Source organism: Pseudomonas sp. C2.3V, from assembly GCF_058536325.1.
Genome location: NZ_JBZUBN010000001.1, coordinates 1,899,256 through 1,921,079 on the forward strand (window position 1 = coordinate 1,899,256; position 21,824 = coordinate 1,921,079).

The 21,824-nt window shown below is 57.3% G+C and carries 18 protein-coding genes; 3 read left to right on the forward strand and 15 right to left on the reverse strand.

Features of this window, described 5'->3' with window-relative positions:
• Position 1: 1 nt before the first annotated feature.
• Genes AC4LF3_RS08905 through AC4LF3_RS08915 form a run of 3 tightly spaced genes read right to left on the reverse strand, consistent with a single transcriptional unit; the run spans position 2 to position 4,058 of the window.
• Entirely contained in the window at positions 2–1,165 is a 1,164-nt protein-coding gene (locus AC4LF3_RS08905) for an MFS transporter (protein WP_010798109.1), read from the reverse strand.
• Positions 1,162–2,487, reverse strand: coding sequence for a lysine N(6)-hydroxylase/L-ornithine N(5)-oxygenase family protein (locus AC4LF3_RS08910; RefSeq protein WP_010798110.1), 1,326 nt, complete (start codon positions 2,485–2,487; stop codon positions 1,162–1,164). The genes AC4LF3_RS08905 and AC4LF3_RS08910 overlap by 4 nt, the downstream gene beginning before the upstream one ends.
• 14 nt (positions 2,488–2,501) lie before the next feature.
• Positions 2,502–4,058 carry a pyridoxal phosphate-dependent decarboxylase family protein gene (locus AC4LF3_RS08915; protein WP_491835120.1) on the reverse strand — a complete coding sequence of 519 codons (1,557 nt, stop codon included), beginning with the start codon at positions 4,056–4,058 and terminating at the stop codon, positions 2,502–2,504.
• A 638-nt stretch (positions 4,059–4,696) separates the two neighbouring features.
• On the opposite strand from AC4LF3_RS08915, the gene AC4LF3_RS08920 reads away from it, so the two are divergent.
• Positions 4,697–4,879, forward strand: coding sequence for a hypothetical protein (locus tag AC4LF3_RS08920; RefSeq protein ID WP_491835121.1), 183 nt, complete (start codon positions 4,697–4,699; stop codon positions 4,877–4,879).
• A gap of 86 nt (positions 4,880–4,965) precedes the next feature.
• Here the strand turns inward: AC4LF3_RS08920 and AC4LF3_RS08925 are convergent, their stop codons facing one another.
• The 8 genes from AC4LF3_RS08925 to AC4LF3_RS08960 all read right to left on the reverse strand — a co-directional run bounded on the left by AC4LF3_RS08925 (position 4,966) and on the right by AC4LF3_RS08960 (position 14,172).
• Positions 4,966–6,561, reverse strand: coding sequence for a gamma-glutamyltransferase family protein (locus AC4LF3_RS08925; RefSeq protein WP_010798113.1), 1,596 nt, complete (start codon positions 6,559–6,561; stop codon positions 4,966–4,968).
• Between the two features lie 26 nt (positions 6,562–6,587).
• Positions 6,588–7,460, reverse strand: a complete 873-nt coding sequence (locus AC4LF3_RS08930; RefSeq protein WP_150347517.1) for an ABC transporter permease — start codon at positions 7,458–7,460, stop codon at positions 6,588–6,590.
• Positions 7,457–8,404: an ABC transporter permease gene (locus AC4LF3_RS08935; RefSeq protein ID WP_197870346.1), complete on the reverse strand. Its 948-nt coding sequence runs from the start codon at positions 8,402–8,404 to the stop codon at positions 7,457–7,459. The genes AC4LF3_RS08930 and AC4LF3_RS08935 overlap by 4 nt, the downstream gene beginning before the upstream one ends.
• A 55-nt stretch (positions 8,405–8,459) precedes the next feature.
• Positions 8,460–9,962, reverse strand: coding sequence for an ABC transporter substrate-binding protein (locus AC4LF3_RS08940; RefSeq protein ID WP_491835122.1), 1,503 nt, complete (start codon positions 9,960–9,962; stop codon positions 8,460–8,462).
• Positions 9,959–11,050 carry an ABC transporter ATP-binding protein gene (locus tag AC4LF3_RS08945; protein WP_491835123.1) on the reverse strand — a complete coding sequence of 364 codons (1,092 nt, stop codon included), beginning with the start codon at positions 11,048–11,050 and terminating at the stop codon, positions 9,959–9,961. The genes AC4LF3_RS08940 and AC4LF3_RS08945 overlap by 4 nt, the downstream gene beginning before the upstream one ends.
• Entirely contained in the window at positions 11,047–12,042 is a 996-nt protein-coding gene (locus AC4LF3_RS08950; protein ID WP_150347514.1) for an ABC transporter ATP-binding protein, read from the reverse strand. Before AC4LF3_RS08950 ends, AC4LF3_RS08945 begins: the two co-directional genes overlap by 4 nt.
• Positions 12,039–12,776 carry a FadR/GntR family transcriptional regulator gene (locus tag AC4LF3_RS08955; RefSeq protein ID WP_125889078.1) on the reverse strand — a complete coding sequence of 246 codons (738 nt, stop codon included), beginning with the start codon at positions 12,774–12,776 and terminating at the stop codon, positions 12,039–12,041. Before AC4LF3_RS08955 ends, AC4LF3_RS08950 begins: the two co-directional genes overlap by 4 nt.
• A gap of 355 nt (positions 12,777–13,131) precedes the next feature.
• A complete protein-coding gene (locus AC4LF3_RS08960; protein WP_434140744.1) occupies positions 13,132–14,172 on the reverse strand; it encodes a purine-nucleoside phosphorylase in 1,041 nt (346 codons plus the stop codon).
• Positions 14,173–14,472: 300 nt separating this feature from the next.
• Between AC4LF3_RS08960 and AC4LF3_RS08965 the strand changes: the two genes are divergently transcribed.
• On the forward strand, positions 14,473–16,890 hold the full coding sequence (locus AC4LF3_RS08965; RefSeq protein WP_434140745.1) for an ELM1/GtrOC1 family putative glycosyltransferase: 2,418 nt from the start codon (positions 14,473–14,475) through the stop codon (positions 16,888–16,890).
• A gap of 58 nt (positions 16,891–16,948) precedes the next feature.
• Entirely contained in the window at positions 16,949–17,716 is a 768-nt protein-coding gene (locus AC4LF3_RS08970; RefSeq protein ID WP_491835124.1) for an aspartyl/asparaginyl beta-hydroxylase domain-containing protein, read from the forward strand.
• Positions 17,717–17,769: 53 nt separating this feature from the next.
• Here the strand turns inward: AC4LF3_RS08970 and AC4LF3_RS08975 are convergent, their stop codons facing one another.
• The 4 genes from AC4LF3_RS08975 to AC4LF3_RS08990 form a co-directional block, all read right to left on the reverse strand.
• A complete protein-coding gene (locus tag AC4LF3_RS08975; RefSeq protein WP_010798123.1) occupies positions 17,770–18,540 on the reverse strand; it encodes an aspartyl/asparaginyl beta-hydroxylase domain-containing protein in 771 nt (256 codons plus the stop codon).
• Positions 18,541–18,607: 67 nt separating this feature from the next.
• A complete protein-coding gene (locus tag AC4LF3_RS08980) occupies positions 18,608–19,576 on the reverse strand; it encodes a hypothetical protein (RefSeq protein ID WP_491835125.1) in 969 nt (322 codons plus the stop codon).
• Positions 19,577–19,584: 8 nt separating this feature from the next.
• A complete protein-coding gene (locus AC4LF3_RS08985; protein WP_491835126.1) occupies positions 19,585–20,511 on the reverse strand; it encodes a diacylglycerol/lipid kinase family protein in 927 nt (308 codons plus the stop codon).
• A gap of 37 nt (positions 20,512–20,548) precedes the next feature.
• Complete coding sequence (locus AC4LF3_RS08990) at positions 20,549–21,733, reverse strand: CDP-alcohol phosphatidyltransferase family protein (protein WP_491835127.1); 1,185 nt, start codon at positions 21,731–21,733, stop codon at positions 20,549–20,551.
• Between the last annotated feature and the right edge of the window lie 91 nt (positions 21,734–21,824).

The window sequence follows — 21,824 nt, forward strand, 5'->3', positions numbered from 1 at the left end:
ATCAGACCCCCTTGTCGATAACAGGTGTTGTTGTGGGCTGGGCCGTGCGGACCAGCAGCGGATAGGCGAGGGCAGTCAGGGCAAAGCCTGCCGCGCCGATCAGGAAAGGCACAGTCAGGCCAAACGTGCTGACCAGGGACCCTGCCGCAAACGACGAGCCCACTACGCCGAGTTGTTGAAAGAAATTGATCTTGCTGAAATCAGCGGCATACGCATCGGGCGTGCTCAGCTCGAAGAGCAGGGCATCCAGCCGTACCGTGACTTGGAACATGGCCCAGCCATACAGGCAGCGGCCAGTCAGGATCAGGGCGGTCTGCTCACCAGCTTGAAGCAGCAGGCCGCACACACCCAGCAGCAGCGCACCGCTCAGGGCCTGTTGTCGGCTGCCAGTACGCCGGTTCAGCCAGAGTCCGAGCAGGGCCATGCCACCAGGAATGGCGTACACCAGTCCGGTCAGGGCGGCGTGGTCCAGCTGAGCGACCTGCTCCCAGTACACCGTAAAGAACGGCTTTACCAGGTAGCCGCTGAAATAGAACAGCAGCATCAGCAGGCAGAGCCGGTAGATAGGCCATGCCTTGCCGGTACGGTGCGTAATGGCTTGTTCCGGCTTGGCATGGGGTGGTTCCCGCCGTAGCAGGCGCAGGCAGATCGCCATTTGCAGAAAATCCCCCGCGGCCATCACCACAAAGACATCCCGTGGCTCCAGTACCTGAAGGACCAGGCCGCCCACCACGGCGCCGAGGATGGCGCCGAAGTGAACGACAACCGACAGCATGCCGATGGTATGGGTATGGTTCCTGGAATCTTCCAGGCTCATCACGTAGGGGTACATGAGCAGGTAGCTGCCCTTGAACACGATCATCCCCAGCGAGACAAGCCAGAACTCCAGGAGCGCCGATGCCCAATAGCAGTACAGGCACAGCAACCCGGCGGCGAGCTGCGTCCAGATCAGCAGCCGGATCGGGTGCACCCGCCGCGCCACGCGCGCCCAGAGGGGCAGCGCAAGCATGACCGTAAAGCAGATGGCGGCCAGATAGGCTCCCACATGCTCTGGCCGCGTTTCACCAAAACGGCTGGCAAAGTACTGCGGATAGAACGGAATCAGCATGGTGTCGCTGATGACGGCAAGGGCCGTCATGGCGATCAACGAGGTACGCAGCGTCATGTCTTGGCCGGCTCCGGCTGGAGCAGTGTCGAAGAGGGCGCCGTGAACTGCTGGAAGGCAATCTTGCGTTCGACGGGGTAATGTTCGCGGCCGAGCATCTCGCGAATGATATAGGCGTTGCGGTAGCACGCCATGCCCAGGTCGGGCGTTACCAGGCCATGCGTATGAAGCTCGGCGTTCTGGACGAAGATCTCCTGGCCGGCGGTATCAATCGTATAGTTTCGATTGACGGCGAAGCGGCCACGCTCATCGAAGCGCAGGCGTGAGCGTAACCCTTGAAGGAAAGGAGGGGTTCTGTAGCAATACCCAGTGGATAATACCAGCCCATCAGTCTGAAGCGTATAGCGACTCTCCTGTTCCTCCTGAAACAAGGTAAGCGTAAAGGTGCCGGTACGCTCATCGTAGCGGCAGTCCTGCAGCTCCGTGTTGGTAAGCAGGTTGGTCCTGACCGGACCGCATAAGCTCTTGTTGTACAGCAGGTCGTAGATGTCATTGATCAGGGCGCTGTTGATTCCCTTGTAGAGTCCCTTCTGACTGCGCATCAAGGCGTCACGCTTGTGGGTAGGCAGCTGATGGAAGTAGTCGATGTACTCGGGCGATGTCATCTCCAGGGTCAGCTTGCTGTATTCCAGCGGGAAGAAGCGAGGCGAGCGGGTGATCCAGTTCAGGGTGTACTCGCGCGTGTCGATTTCCTGCAAGAGGTCATAGTAGATCTCCGCCGCGCTCTGACCGCTGCCGATCAGCGTAATGGTGCTTTTTGCCTGTAGAGCTTGTTTGTCGGTCAGGTAGGTCGACGTGTGGGACAAGTGGCTGCTGGCGTCCTGGCAGCAGTCAGGGATGTAGGGTGACGTGCCAGTTCCCAGGACCAGACGGCGCGCCTGATAAACCAGGCGTTCTCCTGTTTTGGTGCAGGTACAGTTCACCGTATAGAGGCCGGTTGCCGGATCATGGTCGATACGTTCGACGTATCGGTTGAACTCGATATTGGGCAGCCGATCGATGACCCATTGGCAGTACTGGTTGTACTCGCGGCGCATCAGGAAGAAGTCTTCCTTGATGTAGAACGCATAGATGCGGCCTGTGGATTTAAGATAATTCAGGAAGCTGAACGGGCTGGTCGGGTCCGCCAGGGTGACCAGATCGGCCAGGAAGGGCGTCTGCAGGGTTGCAGATTCCAGCATCATGCCGGGATGCCAATCGAAGCACTCGTTCTTGTCCAGAAACAATCCATTGAGCTCGTCGATGGGAGCAGTCAGGCACGCCAGACCCAGGTTGAAGGGGCCAACACCAATCGCGATGAAATCGTAGGTTGAAGCCGTCATGGTGGTTCTCCAGATCAGCACGTGGCCAGGGCAGATTGTTGGTTAACGTAACGGGCACCTTCATGCTTGATGGCGTCGAGAATGCCTCGCAGGTCGTCCAGGGTGGTCATGGGGTTGAGCAGGGTAAATTTGAGATATTGTTGGCCGCCTACCTTGGTGCCCGCGACGATGGCGCGTCCGCTGCGAGAGAGCGCTTTGCGAATGGCTGCATTGGTCGCATCGATCTGCTCGGCACTCAGCGGCTCCTCGGGGATATAGCGGAAGACCAGGGTGCTCAGTTCGGGAGCATGGGCGATGTCGAAGCGTGGGTCACGCTCGATAAGCGGATAGGTTGCACGAGTCAAGTCGATCACGTGATCGAACAGGCTGCCTAAGGCATTCGCACCCATGGTGCGCAGCGTCATCCAGAGCTTGAGCGCATCAAAGCGGCGTGTGGTTTGAATGCTTTTGTTGACGAGGTTGGGTGTGCCTTCCTGGGTCTGGCTCTTGGGGTTCAGATAATCGGCATGGCAGGTGACATGGGCCAGCTCTCGACGATCCCGTACCAGAAACGCACTGCAACTGACCGGCTGGAAGAATGATTTGTGGTAATCGATGGTGACCGAGTCGGCATGTTCGATACCGGTCAGACGGTTACGGTATTTGGGCGAAATCAGCAGTCCGCCACCGTAGGCGGCATCGACATGCATCCAGATTTTTTTCTCGCGACAGATTGCCGCGATGTCTTCCAATGGATCGATGCTGCCGAAATCCGTAGTACCGGCAGTAGCCACTACCGCCATCGGAATCAGCCCTTCGGCTTCGCACTCTTCCAGCACGCGGCGCAGATCGCTCAAGTCCATTTTCTTGCGAGCATCGCTGCGTACCGGTATCACGGCGTCATAACCCAGGCCCAGGATGGCCGCGGATTTCTGTACGCTGAAATGACTGATCTCGGATGACAGGATGCGCAGGCGTTTGAAATCGGTCGGCAAGCCTTGCGTCTTGTTGCTGGCGTGACCGGGCTGACGGTTGCACACATGATCACGGGCCAACAGCATGGCCATCAGGTTGGACTGAGTACCACCACTGGTAAACACCCCATCGGCTTCGCTGCCCAGGCCGATGCGCTCAGCCGTCCAGTCAATCAACTTTTGTTCGATATACGTGCCGCCGGCACTTTGATCCCATGTGTCCAGTGAGGAATTGATAGAAGAAAGTACCAGTTCGGCAAGAATAGCCGGAATAACAATAGGACAATTAAGATGAGCAACATAGTGAGGATGATGGAAGTAAACAGCATCTTTCAGGTACAACGCTTTTAATTCTTCCAGTGCCTCGTTGAAGTTACCCAGTTTTTCATCCAGATTCACTTCGTCGAACTGCCGCTTTAGTTCATGCGGCAATATGCCGGTATAAGGCTTATCGATACCGAGCAATGTTTCCTTTATACATTCAGCCCCTTGAACCATAAGGCTTTCATAGGCCTGCGCATTCTTTTCGTTGAAAAGATGCGAAGTCGCCTGATCATCCTGTAGGCGAGCGGAAGGGTATGCAGTAATGGCCGCATACGAATGCAATGGATTATTCACGAATGGAACCTCGGCAATTGATTAAACAATTCTGCAATAACCCAACATGTTGTCGGGATATATGCCTCGCCGGGCTCTCACGGTAGTTTGATATTAATAGTTAGCTATATGCCATTATCAAACGGCTTAGCCTTTATAATTTAAAAGCAGTAATAATGCATTAAAAGTAAGTGTTCATTACTATCGCAAAGCCCATTCAGAGTAGACCTTGTATTGAATGAAAATCAATATCATTTAACGCAATGCGGGTGATGAAATGTGATGCGCTTCGCTTAATGGTGCGCTCTTTTGGTGCTGTGGCACGGTGATATTAGAAAAACTGATCGGTGACGGAGCGAAACAAACACAGCAGCGCTAACTTGGCCAGTCGTCTTCAGTTTACTCACATGGGCCAGCAGCCAGGTTCGGGCGGAGCTGCCGAGACCAGTGATTAGTAGGAAAATCTTCCAGCGACGGTTAAGGCACGACGGTTGCCTGTACCAGATTGAGCATAAACCTGTTGTATGAATAAAAAGGTCGTTGCCATGACTGAGGCGAATTGCCAAGGAATATTTGGGTCCCATTAGAAGGGCGCCCAATTGCATGTACTGAGGGCGTGACGATAACGAATTCACCGTCCTGAGAAAGGGAGCGCACTCATGCAAGAGAAAGTCGTCAGCAGTTCCAATGGTTACTATGTGTTCGAATGCGCAGATACGACTGGCGGCAGCTATTATGAAATCAGAATGGGCACACGCTGCGTCAAGCGCGTCGGCAGCCTCGACGAGGCCAAGCGATTCATCCAGTTCGCCTATGCAGAAGAAGAAAACTATCAGGACTAGCACCTTCGTGAAGACCTGGAATGAGATAAGGCTCGATCAGGTGTAAGGGATGGGAGGAAGGCCAGGGCGGCCTCCCTCCGGCAAGGTCAGAACGCGACGGCCTGGCCGTCCTTGCGTGGATCAGAGCCACCGACATAACCATCGGCCGTTTTCTGAATGATCTGAGCCCCACCGAATGCAAACACGCCGCTTGGCGCCTCAACCTGGATATCATGTCCTTTGGCGCGTAGGGCAGCTACGGTCTGTGAGTCGAACTGTCGCTCAACGGCAACCTTCCGACCTGACTCGATCCGCCAGCGGGGTGCGTCGGCCGCCGCCTGCGGGTTCTGCTTGTAGCGCAGGATACGCAACATCATCTGCAAGTGTCCCTGCGCCTGCATGGGACCGCCCATAAGGCCGAACGACATCAACGGCGTGCCGTCGGCATTCATGGCAAAACCGGGGATGATGGTGTGGAAGGGGCGCTTACCGGGAGCGACGGTGTTGACGTGCTCTGGGTCCAGAGAAAAGCCCGCCCCGCGGTTTTGCAGGCTGATTCCCGTGCCTGGAACCACTACGCCGGAGCCAAAACCCATGTAGTTGGATTGAATGAACGACACCATCATGCCGCTTTCATCTGCCGCTGACAGGTACACCGTACCGCCGGGCTTGGGCGAGCCATGGCCTGGGTCAGCAGCAGTCTCGCCGATCAGCCTGGCGCGCTCCTTTAGATAGGCCGGGTCAAGCAGATGGTGAGCCAGAACGCGCATATGGTCCCGATCTGTAATGTGATGATTGAGGTCCGCCAGGGCCAGCTTCATCGCTTCCAATACCACATGCAGGGTTTCGGGGCTGTCGACAGGATGATCGCCAATACCGATGGCCTCCAGAATCCCCAGGCCGCTGAGCGTAGCGATGCCCTGGCCGTTAGGAGGCAACTCATGGACCATGGCGCCTGCAAAGGGCGTGGATAGGGTATCGATCCAGTCAATTGAGTGATTGCCCAGGTCATCCAGGCTCATAACGCTGTTGTTGGCTCTGGCATGAGCAACCATGGCTTCGGCCAGGGCGCCTCGATAGAACGCTTCGCCGCGGGTTTCGGCGATCAGCTCCAGCGTTTTGGCATGGTCCCTGAGTTGAATCTTCTGCCCGGCTCTGGGGGCTCGGCCATCGGGCAGAAAACACTCGGCAAAGCCGGGCTGATCTTTCAGGAGCTGACCGCCTCTGTGCCAGAGCTCAGCGATTATAGGCGTTACCTGGTAACCCTCTCGCGCATAGCGTATGGCGGGTTCGGCCACCGTGGTGAAAGGCAGCTTGCCGTAACGCTCGGAAAGCCCGACCCAGGCGGAAACCGCACCGGGCACGGTCACTGCATTCCAGCCGCGCTCCGGCATGTGTTTGTGCCCTGCGAAATACTGGGGCGACCACGCTGCCGGTGCGCGTCCAGAGGCATTCAGGCCCTGTAATGTCTTGCCATCCCAGACGATGGCAAAGGCATCACTGCCGATACCACACCCTGTTGGCTCTACTACCGTAAGCACCATGGCAGCAGCAATTGCCGCATCTACCGCATTACCGCCACGGCGCAGCATGTCCAGGCCTGCCTGGGCAGCCAGTGGCTGGGAGGCCGCTACCATGTTCCGTCCCATGACAGGGGAGCGGGCAGAGGCGTAAGGCTGGCTATAATCCAGATGATCGAACATGGGATCACTCTCTTCTTGTCTGACGGTTAGTCTTTGGGATCCAGCGCATCGCGCAAGCCGTCGCCCAGCAGGTTGAAGCACAGCACCGTGATATAGATGGCCACGCCTGGAGCAATAGACATCCAGGGCGCCTGTTCCATGAAATTCTTGGCTGTGTTGAGCATGGAGCCCCAGGAGGGCGCTGGCGGTTGCTGGCCAAGGCCCAGGAACGACAGACTCGCTTCTGCGAGAATGGCTGAGGCAATGGTCAGGGTTGCCTGGACTACCAGCGGCGAAAGGACATTCGGTAACACATAGCGCAGAATGATCCAGCGATCCGGTAGGCCGATGGCGCGGGCACCTTCCAGATAATCCTCATGTTTAATCGAAAGGACCTGTCCGCGCGTCAGGCGCGCAAAGATAGGCATGGCAGACAGGCCAATGGCGATCATGGCATTAGTCAGGCTAGGGCCAAGAAATGCCCCCAGCGCGATAGCCAGCACCAGAAACGGACAAGACAGCAGTGCTTCCATGATCCGGGAAATAAGGGCATCCAGCGCGCCCCCAAAATAGCCGGCTATAAGACCTAGCGGAACACCGATGGCCATGGCGATGGCGACCGATACTCCACCCGCCAGCAACGAGCTGCGCGCACCCCAGAGCAGGCGTGAGAACAGGTCGCGGCCCAGCTCATCCGTGCCTAGCCAATACAGGGCCGAAGGTGCCTTGCGAACGGCCAGAAAGTTCGCCTTGAGTGGATCATGGGGCGCAATCCAGGGTGCCAGAACAGCTGCCAGGACAAATAACAAGAGGATAGCTGCACCGATGACAGCACCCTTGTTCTTCAAAAACTTTGCCAGGAAACGAGACTGTAGACGGGTCTGTAAGACAGGAGGGAGAGGGGTGGCAATGGCATTCATGCGGCAGTCCTCAGGCGCGGGTTGATCAGGCGATAGAGCACATCGGCCAGCAGATTCATCAGCACGAATCCAATGGCTACGCACAGCACTACACCTTGCACCACGGCATAGTCCCGGTTGAAAACGGCATCGACGATCATCTTGCCGAAGCCGGGAATACTGAACACCTGCTCAGTCAGGACTGCGCCCCCAAGCAGTTCGCCGAACAGCAGTGTAGTCAGCGTCACGATGGGCATCAGCGCGTTACGAAAGGCGTGCTTGAGAATGACTGTTCTGGGAAACAGCCCTTTCGCGCGCGCTGTCCGCACATAGTCTGAGCGCAGCACTTCAAGCATGGCGCTGCGGGTATGACGCATCAGGGTTCCGGAAAGACCTGCACCCAGCACGAAGGCTGGTAACAACAAGGTTTTAAGGTTTTGCAGCGGGTTTTCACTGAACGGTACAAAACCGGAGGCGGGCAGCCAGCGCAGCTTTACCGCAAACACCATGATGAGCAGTATCCCCAGCCAGAAGTGCGGAATAGAGATACCAGAAAGGGCAACGATGTTCGCACTGTAATCTACCGCGCTCCCTTTACGCACTGCCGAGAGAATACCGGTGGGGATACCTATCAACAGCGCAATCAGCAAGGCGAAAACCGACAATTCCAGGGTGACCGGCAGTTTCGAGACGATAAGCGCGGTCACCGGTTGCTCGGTGCGCAAGGAAGTGCCGAAATCACCTTTCAAGACATTGCCCACCCAGTTCAGGTATTGAACCGGTACGGGATCGTTAAGACGATACTTGTCTCTTAAGTATTCGATGACAGCAGGGTCGCGCTCCTCCCCAGCCATGGCCAGCACCGGATCGCCGGGCAGCAGTTTTTGCAGCGTGAAGACAAAGAGCGAGACCAGAATCAGTGTTGGGATGGCACTGAACAGGCGGCGAAGGATGAACGTCAGCATGCATAACCCTCGTGGATTACCGGCCCGTGCGGTTTACTGCAGCGGGCCGTATCGATCATTGCGCGAATGACACGTTGGCCAGGCGGATCAGTCCGTCCGGGTTGGAGACATACCCTGTCACCTTGCGATTCGCCACAATCAGTCGAGGCTCGAAGTAGAGGTAAATGTTCGGCGCTTCGTCCGCCACGATGGTCATCGCCTGGCGATACAGATCCTGGCGCTGGGCCTGGTCATTGACAGTACGTGCCTTATTGAGCAGCTCATCCAGCTTTGGATTGCAGTAATGACCATCGTTCTGGTTTCCCTTGCAGGTCACAAACTGATGGATATTGCCATCTGGATCAGGACGACCGGACCAGGCGCTCATACCTACCTGAAAGTTTCCGGATTGCTGCTCGTTAAGAAGCGTCGCGTACTCGGTGGCGACCAGATTGACGTTGAAGCCCGCTTCGGACGTCATTGCCTGGATAATTTGGCCTACCTGCTGAGAGACAGGTGTATTGCCAACCTTGAGCTCAACGTTTACCGGGGGCTTAACGCCTGCTTCCGCCAGCAGCGCCTGGCTCCTGGCAATGTCTCGCGAGGGGAGTGGTAGCTCCTTATCGAAATAAGGGCTACTTTTTGGAAAGGGTTGATTGCCCGGCGCGTAAAGTCCTTCGAATACCACCTGGTTGATAGCGTCCCGGTCCATTGCCAGCTCGAAGGCCTTGCGGACACGCTTGTCACGTCCCAACGGATTTTTGGCTTTGTCACCATTGGCGACATTGACCATCAGTTGCATATACCCCAGGCCGGGTGTGTTATAGACCGTGAGACTCCGGTCATCCTTGACCGCCTTGATGTCCGTGGGAGCAACACGTTCGACGATGTCCAGGTCTCCAGAGCGCAAGTTTGCGAGACGAACCGACGTATCAGGTATAGGCAGGAAAATCACTTTATCAAAGTGATAGGCCTGCTTGTTCCAGTAATGATCGAAGCGCTCCAGCACGATGCGATCCTGCTGTACGCGCTGCACGAATTTATAGGGTCCGGAGCAGACAGGTTTGGACCCGACATCGCTTTGTGAGGCGTTGGGGGCAAGCATCATGCCGGCCCGGTCGGAAAGCTGGGCGATCAGGGTAGCGTCCGGTTGCTTCACCTTGATCGCTACGGTCTTGGGATCGATTACATCCACGTGTTCGATAGAGGCCAGTTCGCTCTTGCGCAGTGAATCGGGCAAGGTACGAGCTCGGTCCAGATTGAATTTGACCGAGGCGGCATCAAAGGCTTCGCCATCATGAAAGGTCACTCCTTCACGTAACGTCATGGTCAGGGTTAGGTTGTCGTCGCTCCAGCTCCAGCCTGTGGCCAGTTGCGGTACAAAGGTTAGGTCCGGCGCAACATCCACCAGTTTGTCGCACAGGGCGGTGTATACCAGACGTCCCGAATAGGTTCGTGAACGGTGCGGATCCAGGACATCCGGGTCGTCCTGGATGCCGATGCGCAAGGTGGTTTCGGCAAATGCCGTGGTGCCGATCGTCAATAACAAGGCTCCAGTCAACAGGCGTACAGGATTCAAGGCTGGCTCTCCAGGGCAAAGGGCTGATGGCTTTTGAATAGATGAAGGCGTTGGGAGAAGGCGGGGCTGGGAGCTGGCACAATCAAATTGCCTGCTCCGGCATTCGCAACTTCGCGCCAGAAATGGCAGGCAACCTGACGCGCCCCTTCGACAGATTCAAAGGCAGGTTTTGCCTCTCTGCAGAGGGGGCGGGCATGGGGACAGCGCGTGTGAAAACGGCAACCGGGCGGTGGATTGGCCGGGCTTGGCATATCCCCACCCAATACGGGGCGAGCCCGTCGCAGACCGGGGTGGCTGACAGGCACAGCGGCCATAAGCGCTTGTGTATACGGGTGAAGTGGCGTTTCGAACAGCGTGTCGACCTCGGCCAGCTCCACGATCTCCCCGAGATACATCACGGCGACTCTGTCGCTCATATGGCGGATCACGGCCAGTCCATGGGCCACGATAAGCAGCGTCAGCCCAAACTGATGCTTGAGGTCTTCCAGCAAATTGACGACCTGCGCCTGGACCGACACATCCAATGCCGAAACCGGTTCATCCCCCAGGATCAAGCGTGGATTGGAGGCCAAGGCGCGAGCAATGCCGATACGCTGGCGTTGCCCACCGGAAAACTCATGGGGATAACGGTTGGCATGTTCAGGGGCCAGGCCCACGGTATGCAAGAGTTCTGCTACTCGTGCTGCGCGATCTGCGCGGTGGCTATCGGTGTGCAGCCAGATGGGTTCGCCAATGATAGAGGCCACTGTCATCCGGGGGTTGAGTGAGGCAAAGGGGTCTTGAAAGATGATCTGCAATTCCCGCCTTGCCTGCCGGAGCTTATCCGCAGGCAGGTTTCCCAGGTTTCTGCCTTCGTAGATGACATCGCCAGCGGTAGGCGCCAGCAGGTTGAGCAGCAATCGCCCCAGGGTTGACTTGCCGGAGCCCGACTCGCCTACCAAGGCTAACGTCTCGCCTCGCTTGATCGACAGGGAAACATCCGTGACGGCTTGAACAGGAGCCTTCTTGCGTTGCAGAAAGCCTGTAGGTGACGTGAAGTGTTTGGTCAGATGAAGGCCTTCAAGAATAGGGCGTTCGGGCGTTTTCATGCGCTAACTCCCAAGTGCTGCTCCAGCGGTGTACGAATGCATGCTGCCAGATGCCCTGGTGTAATCTCGCGTAGCGGGGGACGATCTGCGCGGCACGCCTGAATCACAAAAGGGCAGCGGCTGGCGAAGCGGCAGCCACTGGGCATTTCTGCAGGCGTGGGAACACGGCCGGCAATGGTGGCCAAGCGATCTTCACGCGGGCCCATCGAGGGCATCGAGCCCATCAGGCCAATGGTATAGGGGTGCTGAGGGTCATCGAACAGCGCAGTAACGGGACCGCTTTCGACAACCTGGCCCGCATACATGACCGCTACATCGTCAGCTACTTCTGCAACGACGCCCAAATCATGGGTAATCAGCATCATGGCTGTTCCGGTTTCGGCTTGCAGGTTTGCGATCAGGGAAAGAATCTGCGCCTGAATGGTTACATCCAGTGCAGTGGTTGGCTCATCGGCAATGATGAGGGCTGGGTCGTTGGCAAGCGCCATGGCAATCATGGCCCGCTGGCGCATACCCCCTGACAATTCGTGGGGAAAAGCCTCCAACCGTTGAGCCGCTGCTGGTATATGGACTTTTTCCAGCATCTCCAATGCCCGGCGGCGGGCTTGTTGGGGCGACAGGTTTTGGTGACGCACGACGCTCTCGGTGATCTGATCACCTATGGTGAATGCCGGATTGAGTGACGTCATGGGTTCCTGAAAGATCATTGCCAGGCGGTTACCGCGTACATCCAGGCGACGCTGCTCAGTCATTGCCAGCAAAGGTTCGTTAAGGAAGGTCGAAGTATCGGCATGCACTTGGGCGCTATCCGGTAGAAGCCCCATCAGCGCCATGGATGTTACGCTCTTGCCGCAGCCGGATTCACCAACAATGGCCAGGGTTCGACCCGGCGCAATGTCGAGTGACAAGCCGTCCACTACATTGGCCGCTGCACCTTTGAAGCGAACGGTCAGGTTACGGATACTCAAGACAGAGCATGGGGATTCGCTCATAAACTGTTCACCAGATCGTGATGGATAACGGTGTCGAGCGCCTGTTGCAACGCACGCAAATGGCCACGCATGGCCATCGCCGCCTTGCCGGGGTCACGCTGTTCGATCGCGGACACAATGTCGTCGTGATCATGGCTATACGCATGCATGCGGTCAGTGTTGCGGGCACGCTGGCGCAGGTCGCGCCAGACAGAGTCCAGGCGAATGGCATCGAACATTTCGAAAATATCCAGCATCAGTCGGTTGCCAGCGGCTTCCGCAATGCCTCTATGAAAGGCGCTGTCCCAGAGTTCCAGTGCTTCTGCATCGGGCGTCTGGGCATTGAGTTGTTGGCCGGTACGTTCAGCGAGCCTCCGCAGCATTGCCATCTGCTCGCCGCTGGCGCGAATGGCAGCCAGTGAGGCAAGAGCAGGTTCCAGGTAAAGGCGGGCCTCCATGATTTCGATGAAGTTGGTTCGGCTGGACAGCTTGGTAAAGCTCAGAGACGCACTGGGTGGGGTTGGGCCTACAAAGGTGCCTTTGCCCTGGCGGCGCCACACCTGTCCTTCTGCTTCAAGCACTGAAAGGGCGCGGCGAACCGAGCGACGGCTAACGCCAAAGCCAGCAGCCAGATCACGCTCCGGAGGCAGAGGTCGTTCCGGAAATGCCGAATGCTGTGCCACCAGCTGGCGAAGGGCATCGAGTGCCATCCGGGCTGATTGATCGATAGGAGTTTCCGTTTCGCACGTTTGCATCATGCTCTCTCAGGCCAACATGAATGTCTGTCTGTGCGCCTCGTATATGCTTGATAGTAGGGCGCAACAGTTACAGGCAGTTTTGCAAGCGAGATGCCAATAGCGATTGGTTCATACTGGCGAAACGGTTATGACCGGGCGCTTAGGCTATGACTACAGGCGTGTCAGGCTTTTGGTACAAAGGTGTGGAGGCAGGGAGTAGGGGATGATCTGGCATTGGTTCAGTCTCTATGCGAACTAATTTCTAGAATGGTTACGGGAATGGTCCGTTTACGGGCGACACTGCACGTTAACGGTGCGGCTAGGGTGACTGACAGGACCGAACATCTATTATGCCCGGTCCTGTTTTCATTAATCAGGAGGAGGGAACGCCCTTTTCCCAGGCACTCCAGTTCTTAACGATGTCCTGTACCAGAGGATTGCCTGTACGGAACAGGTTTTCCAGGGCGGGTTCGAAGCCGCCTTGCTTGGCGTAGTCGATCAGGTTCTCAACATCTGAATACCCCTCATAAGGGCGATCGAAGTCAGAGCCGCCACGCACTACGGCCAGGCGCTGGATATCGACACGGCCCGTACGGCTGGCCCGTAGCAGCGCCTCATAAGTGGCGTTGTCTTCTTGCTGCGTAGTGCAGTAACGGCCTTTTCCATCCGTCAGCGTACGCGTCCATTCTTCGGCGCGCTGGGAGAGCAGCGTACCGGAGAACCAGGTATCGCCGGCGACGGTGTCACAGCGGGTAACCACAGGAGGCTGGTTGGCAGGCGCATAGTTGTACTTCTTGCGCCACGCAGTAGACTCGGGGCTTTCGATGAGCTTGACGTCCTTGGAAAGGGCATAAGCCTTTTCCATCAGCTTCTGGTTAACCTCGAACACCTCGGTCTTGTAGTCCAGAGGAGGCTTTTGAGTGGGATGACGCGTATTGATACCCAGATAGCCACCTTTCCAGTCAGCCGGAGCTTCTCGAGCGTCCAGCTCCCATTGGATGCCAAAATCCACGAGATAGTGCGCCCATGCCGTAGTGCCAATGGTGCCCTCGTGCGGGTTGATTCCTGCAATACCAGCAACCAGGAAATAGGTCTTGCGCAGATCGAACTTGGGCGAGAAGGCTAATGCCATGGTCGAGGCCGCGGCATTGGTGTGCCCCATTGCGGTCGTCATCAGACACACCTGCGCCTCATTACAGAGCACATCCGGATACTCGGCAGACAGCCCTTCGACCGGCACCTTTCTATCGAGCTTGAGTTGCTCGGTCCAGGTCTTGGCTTCCGGGCCAAACATGGCGATCAGCATGACTTTGGGCGCAATGGGTTTTTCCGCTGCGGATACCTGGGGCGCCGCGGTAAGCCCGCCCAGCAGACCTGCCAGTCCTAGCGCGCTTGCGAGGGATTTTTTCAGCATGGGATGGAATAGCCTCTTATAGAGTGAGCGTGAAAAACCTGACCGGATGTTCAAGGTACATGCCAGCGCTAGGCGCAAACGCGCAAAAGCGGTTGTCTGCAACACGAATCGCTGATAGAACGCGGGTTGGCTTCACGGGCTGGCAGTATAGGAAAAGCAGTGATAGCAAAGGGCCAGCCACGCGCTTTGTGATGTGTGCAAGAACCTGTTCAATCTGAACAGGGGAACTATAGTTCTTCCGTCAGCAACCAAGGCAGGTTGTACAGCTGTTCTGCCTCAGATCGAAGCATAAGAGGACGCATGACTTTCTTTGCCTGGAAAGCGCCGCGCGCTATACGTAAGTGGAAACTGCCCCGTTCGGAAAAAAAACGAGTGTCTCCCTCCACCGCTTCGGCCGGAACATCCGGTAGCCAGGCTGCCCACGCGCCCATGGCGGTTCCGCATATTGTGCCGATTGTGTTGGAAGCAAGGGCAGGGGCGCCCGAACAGCCGGCTGTACGCATTTTCCTGGGAACCGAGCCTGCACAATACCGCGCCGAGCGGATCTTCGTGTATTCGTTGGAGCAGGTGCGCAATCCTGATCGGCGTTACGAGGTCTACCGCATGACCCGTCTGCCTGGCTTTGATGAAAGCCGCTGGCGTACCGGGTTTACGAATTATCGGTTTGCCATTCCGGATCTGGCCGGACGTCACGGGCGCGCCATTTATAACGATGTGGACCAGATCTATACGGCTGATCCGGCGGACCTCTTCGACCAGCCCATGGGTGAGCATGGTTATCTGGCGTTAACCCCAAACGACACGGCCGTCACCTTGATCGATTGCGAGCGCATGGTCGAGGTATGGAATTTTGAAAAGGCACGTTGTGAAAGCAAGAAAGTTTTGCACGCCCAGGCTGCCGAGAAGCCCGGCCTGTGGGGACAGCTCGACCCCGTCTGGCATGCGCGTGACCTTGAGTATGAGCATGGCCGTTCCAGATTGCTGCACTACACCACGCTGCACTTGCAGCCCTGGCGGCCAACACCTGAGCAATACTCCTATCAGATCAACCCGTATGCCGAGTATTTCCTGAGCCTTGAGCAGGCGGCCAATGCTAAAGGTTACGAGCCTTACACCATGGCGAGTCCTAGCCCAGACTTTAACGCAGCCTGTCAGACGCTGGCATCGCCTGCTGCGTCTCTGCCATCGGATGTCCTGTCCTTTGCAAGCGCACTGAGCGGCAACGATATCGCCTTCGTAGGGCATTGGACTGATGTTCATAAGGACTCACTGGCTACGACCCACTACCGCTTCGAGCAATTGCGCCAACCAGACCTGCCCAGCCATGACCTTTTGGCGGTCAGTGGTCTTGAGCATCTGCCACCGGAAGATGTGCCCTGGCTCGTGGACCGGCTGTTCAGGCTTAGCCGCGGTTTTGTCTACATCCGGACAGGACTGGGGACGGATGAGTCACTCATCAGCTCGATCAAGGGATGGCGGGCACTGCTGCGCCGTGTGTCCCAGCGCTATCCGGATCGTTGCTGGCAGCTTGATTGCGAAGACGATAACGGCACCTTGCAGCGTTATCTGGCGGACTTCCCGTTACGTTCCCGACGGGCAGAGGCGCTGCCCAGGGTGTGGGTACTGCTGGGCCAACATGCGGGCGATAATGCACAGCTGGTTGCCATTGCCGAGTCGCTTGGCTGGCCATATGAATGCAAGGAAACGCGGTTCAAGCCGGCCAAGTATGTGCCGGGTGCCTTGTTGCAGGGCAAGATGGCTCAGTCCGCGCCGGGTCTTGCCGCGCCCTGGCCGGATCTTGTCTTGAGTTCGGGACGACGTACAGCACCGGTGGCGCACTGGATCCAGCGCCGTTCCGAAGGGCGGAGCCGTCTGGTGGTCGTTGGGCGCCCACGCGCACCGTTATCCAGCTTTGATCTGGTCCTGACCACACCTCAATACAGCCTGCCACTACGGGACAACGTAGTGGATTTACCCGTGCCCTTTATCCAGAATCAGATACCGTCTGACCAGGAGCTGGCGGTCTGGAAAGAGCGTTTTGCGCATCTGCCGCGGCCCTGGGTTGCCATGTTGGTAGGGGGAAGCAGTATTCCTTATGAACTGGATAAGGCCGCAGGGCGAGCGCTGGGTGCCCAAGCCAGCGCTGCTGTCGGGGCCAAGGGGGGATCGCTTCTGATTTCTACAAGCCCCCGTACCGCAGAACCGGTTACCCAGTCGCTATTACAGGCCATCGAGACGCCGCACTGGTGTTACCGTTTCGACAAGGGTAGCGATAATCCCTACCGGGCATTGCTGGCGTTGGCTGATGCCTTCATCGTGACCGGCGAAAGTGTCTCCATGCTGACGGAGGCTGCCCTGACCGGCAAACCGGTTGCAGTTTTCCCATTACCGGTACGGCGCCATTTCAAGGCGCGTGTGCATCATGCGCTTGAACGCAAGCTGGGCGTGATTGACCGGGTGGCAGGTAGCCGTGGCACGCCCCGGCAGCAGAACAAGACCGGACGACTCTACGACAGTCTTGTAGAGGAAGGACTCATCAAGCGTGAGCGAAGAATCGAGGAAGTTCATGTAGCGCTGGGGCTTTTGCCTTTGCCGCAGGGACTTGATCAAATGCCAGGTCTGTCGCCAGCACTTATGGCTACCTCGCGCCAGCGTGCTATCGAGGCCGTACGGGCCGTGATTACAGGCGAGCGGGCCTTGTCGGCAAATCGCATCTAGGCGCATACATGCAGGCGGTCCGCTGGGCCGCATCGAATACCGTCAGGACACACGTACAATGACCAACGCCGCACCTCCTGTTGCCGCTAAAACAAAAGTCAAACGCAGCGCCCTCTACCGGACCGGTAAAAAGCTGCGGCCCGCGCTTAACAGCTATCTGGCCAAAAATTCTCTGGTCGGCGATCCGCCTGTATTCGATAAGCAGCTGTTTCCCTGGACGGCCTCGCTGGAGCAGCATTGGGAGGGTATACGACAGGAGGTACAACAGCTCTTGCAGGGCATGGATTCAATTCCTGCGCTTCGCGATATTTCGCCTGATCACCGCAGAATTGCCGAGGGTAATAGCTGGCGCTCCTATTTTCTGTGGGGGTATGGCTACAAGATCGAAGAGAATTGCCTGCGTTGCCCAAAGACCACCGAGGCCTTGTCCGTAGTGCCAGGTCTGAACAGTGCTTTCTTTTCCATCCTGACGCCGGGTGCGCACATTCCATGGCATACCGGAGTGACCAAGCGCATCATGACGTGTCACCTGGGACTGCTGACGCCCACTCCACGTGAAAATTGCCGCATTCAGGTAGGGGATGAAATGGTCTATTGGGACGATGGCAAATGTATCGTGTTCGATGACACCTATCCCCATGAGGTCTGGAATGAAACCGATCAGACGCGGGTCGTGCTACTGATCCAGTTCAAACGGCCATTGCGCCTCCCGGGACGGCTCTTGGGCGACCTGTTTTTAGGTGCAGTAAAGCGGAGCCCCTTCGTTCAGGAAGCACGTCGCAATCTTGCTGCGTGGGACGATGCTCAGAAATTGCTGGATGAATAACTACGTTTGAGTGACAGCTCGACGCCAGGAAACGCCGAGCCGTTATTCTATCGTTACGGCTCCAAACCACGTTCCCAGGCGCGATGGTTGCGCCGCGCATCCTGAATGAAGGGTGACCAGCGAATCAATCGTAAGATGATCCGGTTAAGCAGCGAGCCCGGCCAAGCCAAGGGTCGTTGAATGTCCAGGAACAGCACTACGCGGACGCCATCGGTCTCGTTCCAGACCTGATGTCGGTAGGTATCGTCAAAGATCATGCATTTACCGGTTTCCCAGTGCCGGGTCTCGCCACCCACCTCAATACGGCACTTTTCTTTCGGCTCGGGGACGACTAGCCCCAGGTGAGCCCGGAGCAGTCCGTTGTAGGGACCGCGGTGCAGTGGGATGTGCTTTCCAGGCTCCAGAATGGAAAAGAACGCCGTGAACATGCCTGGGATGGACTCGATGATGCGAGTTGTCTCCGGGCAGCGCAGGCAATTGCCATCCATCTTGTAGCCGTATCCGTACAGGAAGAAGGTTTTCCAACGATCATCCTGGGTGATGTTTTTCTGGTCCTTGGAGATGTCCTGGAAATTGGGAATCTTGTGCTTGTTTTGCAAGACTTCGTTCAGCTCGGCACGAATCGTTTCCCAGTGGGTTTCCAGTTCAGGCACCCAGGCAAACTGGCCGGCATCGATAAAGGGTGTCGTTTCTACCTTGGAGTAGTGCTTGATCGCTTTTTCCAGGCGCTTGATGATCCAGAGACCGATCGCCACACTGGGGCGGTGCTTTTTGCGTTTACGTTTCTGAGTAGACAGCGTGGCGTTGTCCTGGGTCTTTTCCACTCTTCACCTCGTAGGCAGTGCCGCATGGTTCCTGATGCAAGCGAAGAGCGCTCCGCTTGCGTTCGATTTAGCGTAAACGACGTTCCCTCAATAACCGCCACAGCAACGGCCAGCCGAAGATCAGCGGGTAGCGGCGCAGCCGAGGCGTTACCTCAATTGGCCGGCCCATATGCCGTTCTAGCTTCCAAGCGATGTAGTCCACTCCATTCTCGAATGTGAAAACGGACTTCATGAGCCGAAGAATATTCAGCATTCGTCCCTGACGCCGCCGGGTGCTCCACATCTGTCGGCTTTGCTGCAAGCGCTCGCGGGAAGGCATATGCGAATAAAGATCCTCTTCAGACGCTATTCGATGCATGCCGGAAAAGTCACTGACAACGGCTGCCGTTAACTGACGGTAGTAGGTTTTATCATAATGAACCAGCTCGGCAGGCCGACTTGCGGCTTCTGGACGCAGTTCAGTGCCGTAGCTCAAGGCAAGGCCCGTTTGCCATAACTGTTCACTGCTAAAGCGTTCCGGCATCGAGGGCAGTGTTTGTTCCACTAACCTCAAGACGGCGTAGCCCAGTGCCTGATAAATACGCTGCCGTATCGTGTCGTCCCGGCAGTACACCAGGCGAGACGGCTGCGCAAACCGGCCCCATAGATAGCTCTGGAACCAGCGGGCAGTGCCGCGCTCCAGATCCTTCAGCGAAAGCACCGCGCATTTGGTTTGCAGCACTTCTCCTTCTGGCGTTCGGGCTTGAAGCATGAAGACATTAGGCGGTAGCCATGCATTAGCGGCCCTAAGCAGCGCATTGGCATGTGCTCCCGCATAACTGTCGACGATAGCGTACAGGTCAACGATGCCTTCGGCCGGATTGCCACTCCGCAGGCAGGAGCCATAAAACAGCACGCCCACGACGGACGCGCCAAACCGAGCCTGGACCGCTTCACACAGGCAATCGAGTTCCTGGCGTACCGGTTGCCCGCTTTGCCTGGCGATCACCTCAAGCAATGCCGGTGAAGGACGGGGGAGCGGGGCAAGATCTGGCATGGCCGGCCTCAGTAGGTTAGAAAGCGCAGGGGAGCGGTGGTTGAAAGACGAATCGGGCAAGTAGCCTCGAACTGTTCGCCGTCCAGAAGAAAATGTGAGCTGCCCTCAAGACTGAGTGTGCTGAGGTTACGACTGATATAGCCGTCCCGTTCATGCGCAACCGATTTGCCGCGACCGCACAGCAGGAACGGTAGGACGCGTATCAGCCGTCGCGGCTGATGCTCGACGGCTGTGAAGTGCATGGGGGCCGCTTCGGTGCCCCAATACGGGCGGCAGCCGATCAACAGATTGTCGAGCGTTGACGCGAGTACCAGAAGCCAGCTGCTGCTCCAGTCATGCGTATCGGTTCTCAGTGACGCGGGTGTGGCTGGGAGAAGTGGATGGGGTTTGCTGCGCAGCAGCGACAACAGCATACGGATAAAGGCCAGAGCAGGGCCTAGCGCACCGCGTACACCCGTTGGGCGAACATGCTGATGAAAATACCGGACACCGCTCAGAATCGCGCCCGTACCGAAAAACATTCCGTACTGTGGCACGTTCGTCTCGTCGCCCACGACTTTTAGCGCGGCGCGCTCCACCTGGCGCGGCGCCGCTCCCTGGCCCTCCAGCCAGGCGCGCAAGGCCTTCAGTACGGCCTCAGGTTTCGCCCGTGTGCCCAGATCGGCGGCACTCATGTTTGTGGTGCCACCGGCAATCACCAACAGGGCAGGTAAGGGCGTGGAGGACGTTTGCAGCAGAGCCGTCAGGACGGCTTGTAACGTGCCGTCGCCGCCGATTACAACCACAAGTTCTGGTGAGTTTCCCTGCCATTGAAGCAGCGCGCGGGTAATATCCGCTGGTTCTGAAGCCTCATGCAACATGACACCGGGCAGGGTGGCAATCGATGCACGTAAAGGCTGCAGACGCCGACGAACACGACCGCTCAATGGATTCATGAGTATCCCGATCCGTTTCGGTACGGGAAGTTCGTATTCAGGCATCGGCCAGCCCGGAGCGGGGAGCAAATAGCCGAACCACCGGACGATGCCCTTCAGCCTTGAGGTCGATCTGGCTCAACCACGGCTGCAATTCAGCACCGCGTCGCCGCAACGTAATGGCCCATATGACGCGCCACGCCAGAACAAGCGTCGAGATGACTGTCCAGGCAGCCACCAGTAGCAGGCCCACATCATTGGCCCCAGCAGCCCATGCCAACGTGAGCAGCAAGAGATTGGGATTGCGGCGGGCCGTAACGAGTCGGTTCAGCGAGTCGAAGGGTTTCCAGAGGAACATCGAAAAAGGGGCGGCAAACTTGAACGAGCCTTCGCACAGGCGTCCTGCTACATAGCCAATAAAGATGGTCCAGAACACTAAAGAAAGCGGCAGGCTATAGCTCCAGGTTGCAGCAAGCCCCATACCCCAGGCGATGTACCAGAGCGGGGGATGCACGATATCGAGGGCGTGGTCGAAAATATTGCCAAAGCGGGTCGAGGTTACCGTTACGCGGGCAAGTTTGCCGTCCACGGTGTCGAGAAAGGTCATGATCCAGCCGGCGATCAGGCCCAGGCCGAACTGCCCGTTCCAGAACCACCAACCGGCCAGGATGGCCAGCACATAACTGGCGGTCGTGACGTGGTTGGGACTCAGGCCCAGACGAACACACAGGTGGGTCACCCAGCGTGCCGGCACAGGCCAGACGCCGCGGGTGATAAAGTCCGTTACACCCTTGTACGCACCATTGAACAAGGACTTTTCCAGGTGCTGGCGGTTGCTTTGGGTGATTCTTGCTACCCAAGGCTGATCGAACTTGCGCAGCTGGGTCTGTAGGCCGGAGGCTACGGTGTCAGGTTGCGCAGGACGTAGCTGAGCGACAGCAGGTGCATTCAGGTCGGCCACGCCAGACAAGCGCGAGGCGGAGAGTCGGGCCGCGACAACCGCGCCATCCCGAGGGTCCTGCAAGGCAACGTCTTGGGTATCCAGCAATCCTCTTAATACCCGGTCATCGTAAAGATAATCCTCGCGCAGCAGCAGAACATCACCTTCAGCAGGAAGCGCTTCGCCGGGGCTGGCCAGATGCGCCTTGGGAAATTTCTTCAGGATTCTTCGCAGTCGCTCCCGTGAGGTCAGGCCCCACAAGATCACCTCGCAACGGCCTACCAGATGGACCTGTATCGTCATAAGTTCTGCCTTAGTCCACGCAATGGATGTGTTATTTAAATTATTAAGCCTTGCGAGCCCTGTCTGACGAGGGCCGCAGCCTGTTTGGCAG

What these genes read in the sequence shown, in the direction of transcription:
- AC4LF3_RS08985 (WP_491835126.1), bottom strand. Translation starts at nt 20,511, where the DNA reads ATGAATCCATTGAGCGGTCGTGTTCGTCGGCGTCTGCAGCCTTTACGT.
- AC4LF3_RS08970 (WP_491835124.1), top strand. Translation starts at nt 16,949, where the DNA reads ATGACCAACGCCGCACCTCCTGTTGCCGCTAAAACAAAAGTCAAACGC.
- AC4LF3_RS08950 (WP_150347514.1), bottom strand. Translation starts at nt 12,042, where the DNA reads ATGAGCGAATCCCCATGCTCTGTCTTGAGTATCCGTAACCTGACCGTT.
- AC4LF3_RS08925 (WP_010798113.1), bottom strand. Translation starts at nt 6,561, where the DNA reads ATGTTCGATCATCTGGATTATAGCCAGCCTTACGCCTCTGCCCGCTCC.
- AC4LF3_RS08980 (WP_491835125.1), bottom strand. Translation starts at nt 19,576, where the DNA reads ATGCCAGATCTTGCCCCGCTCCCCCGTCCTTCACCGGCATTGCTTGAG.
- AC4LF3_RS08960 (WP_434140744.1), bottom strand. Translation starts at nt 14,172, where the DNA reads ATGCTGAAAAAATCCCTCGCAAGCGCGCTAGGACTGGCAGGTCTGCTG.
- AC4LF3_RS08930 (WP_150347517.1), bottom strand. Translation starts at nt 7,460, where the DNA reads ATGAATGCCATTGCCACCCCTCTCCCTCCTGTCTTACAGACCCGTCTA.
- AC4LF3_RS08910 (WP_010798110.1), bottom strand. Translation starts at nt 2,487, where the DNA reads ATGACGGCTTCAACCTACGATTTCATCGCGATTGGTGTTGGCCCCTTC.
- AC4LF3_RS08990 (WP_491835127.1), bottom strand. Translation starts at nt 21,733, where the DNA reads ATGACGATACAGGTCCATCTGGTAGGCCGTTGCGAGGTGATCTTGTGG.
- AC4LF3_RS08945 (WP_491835123.1), bottom strand. Translation starts at nt 11,050, where the DNA reads ATGAAAACGCCCGAACGCCCTATTCTTGAAGGCCTTCATCTGACCAAA.
- AC4LF3_RS08965 (WP_434140745.1), top strand. Translation starts at nt 14,473, where the DNA reads ATGACTTTCTTTGCCTGGAAAGCGCCGCGCGCTATACGTAAGTGGAAA.
- AC4LF3_RS08905 (WP_010798109.1), bottom strand. Translation starts at nt 1,165, where the DNA reads ATGACGCTGCGTACCTCGTTGATCGCCATGACGGCCCTTGCCGTCATC.
- AC4LF3_RS08920 (WP_491835121.1), top strand. Translation starts at nt 4,697, where the DNA reads ATGCAAGAGAAAGTCGTCAGCAGTTCCAATGGTTACTATGTGTTCGAA.
- AC4LF3_RS08935 (WP_197870346.1), bottom strand. Translation starts at nt 8,404, where the DNA reads ATGCTGACGTTCATCCTTCGCCGCCTGTTCAGTGCCATCCCAACACTG.
- AC4LF3_RS08955 (WP_125889078.1), bottom strand. Translation starts at nt 12,776, where the DNA reads ATGCAAACGTGCGAAACGGAAACTCCTATCGATCAATCAGCCCGGATG.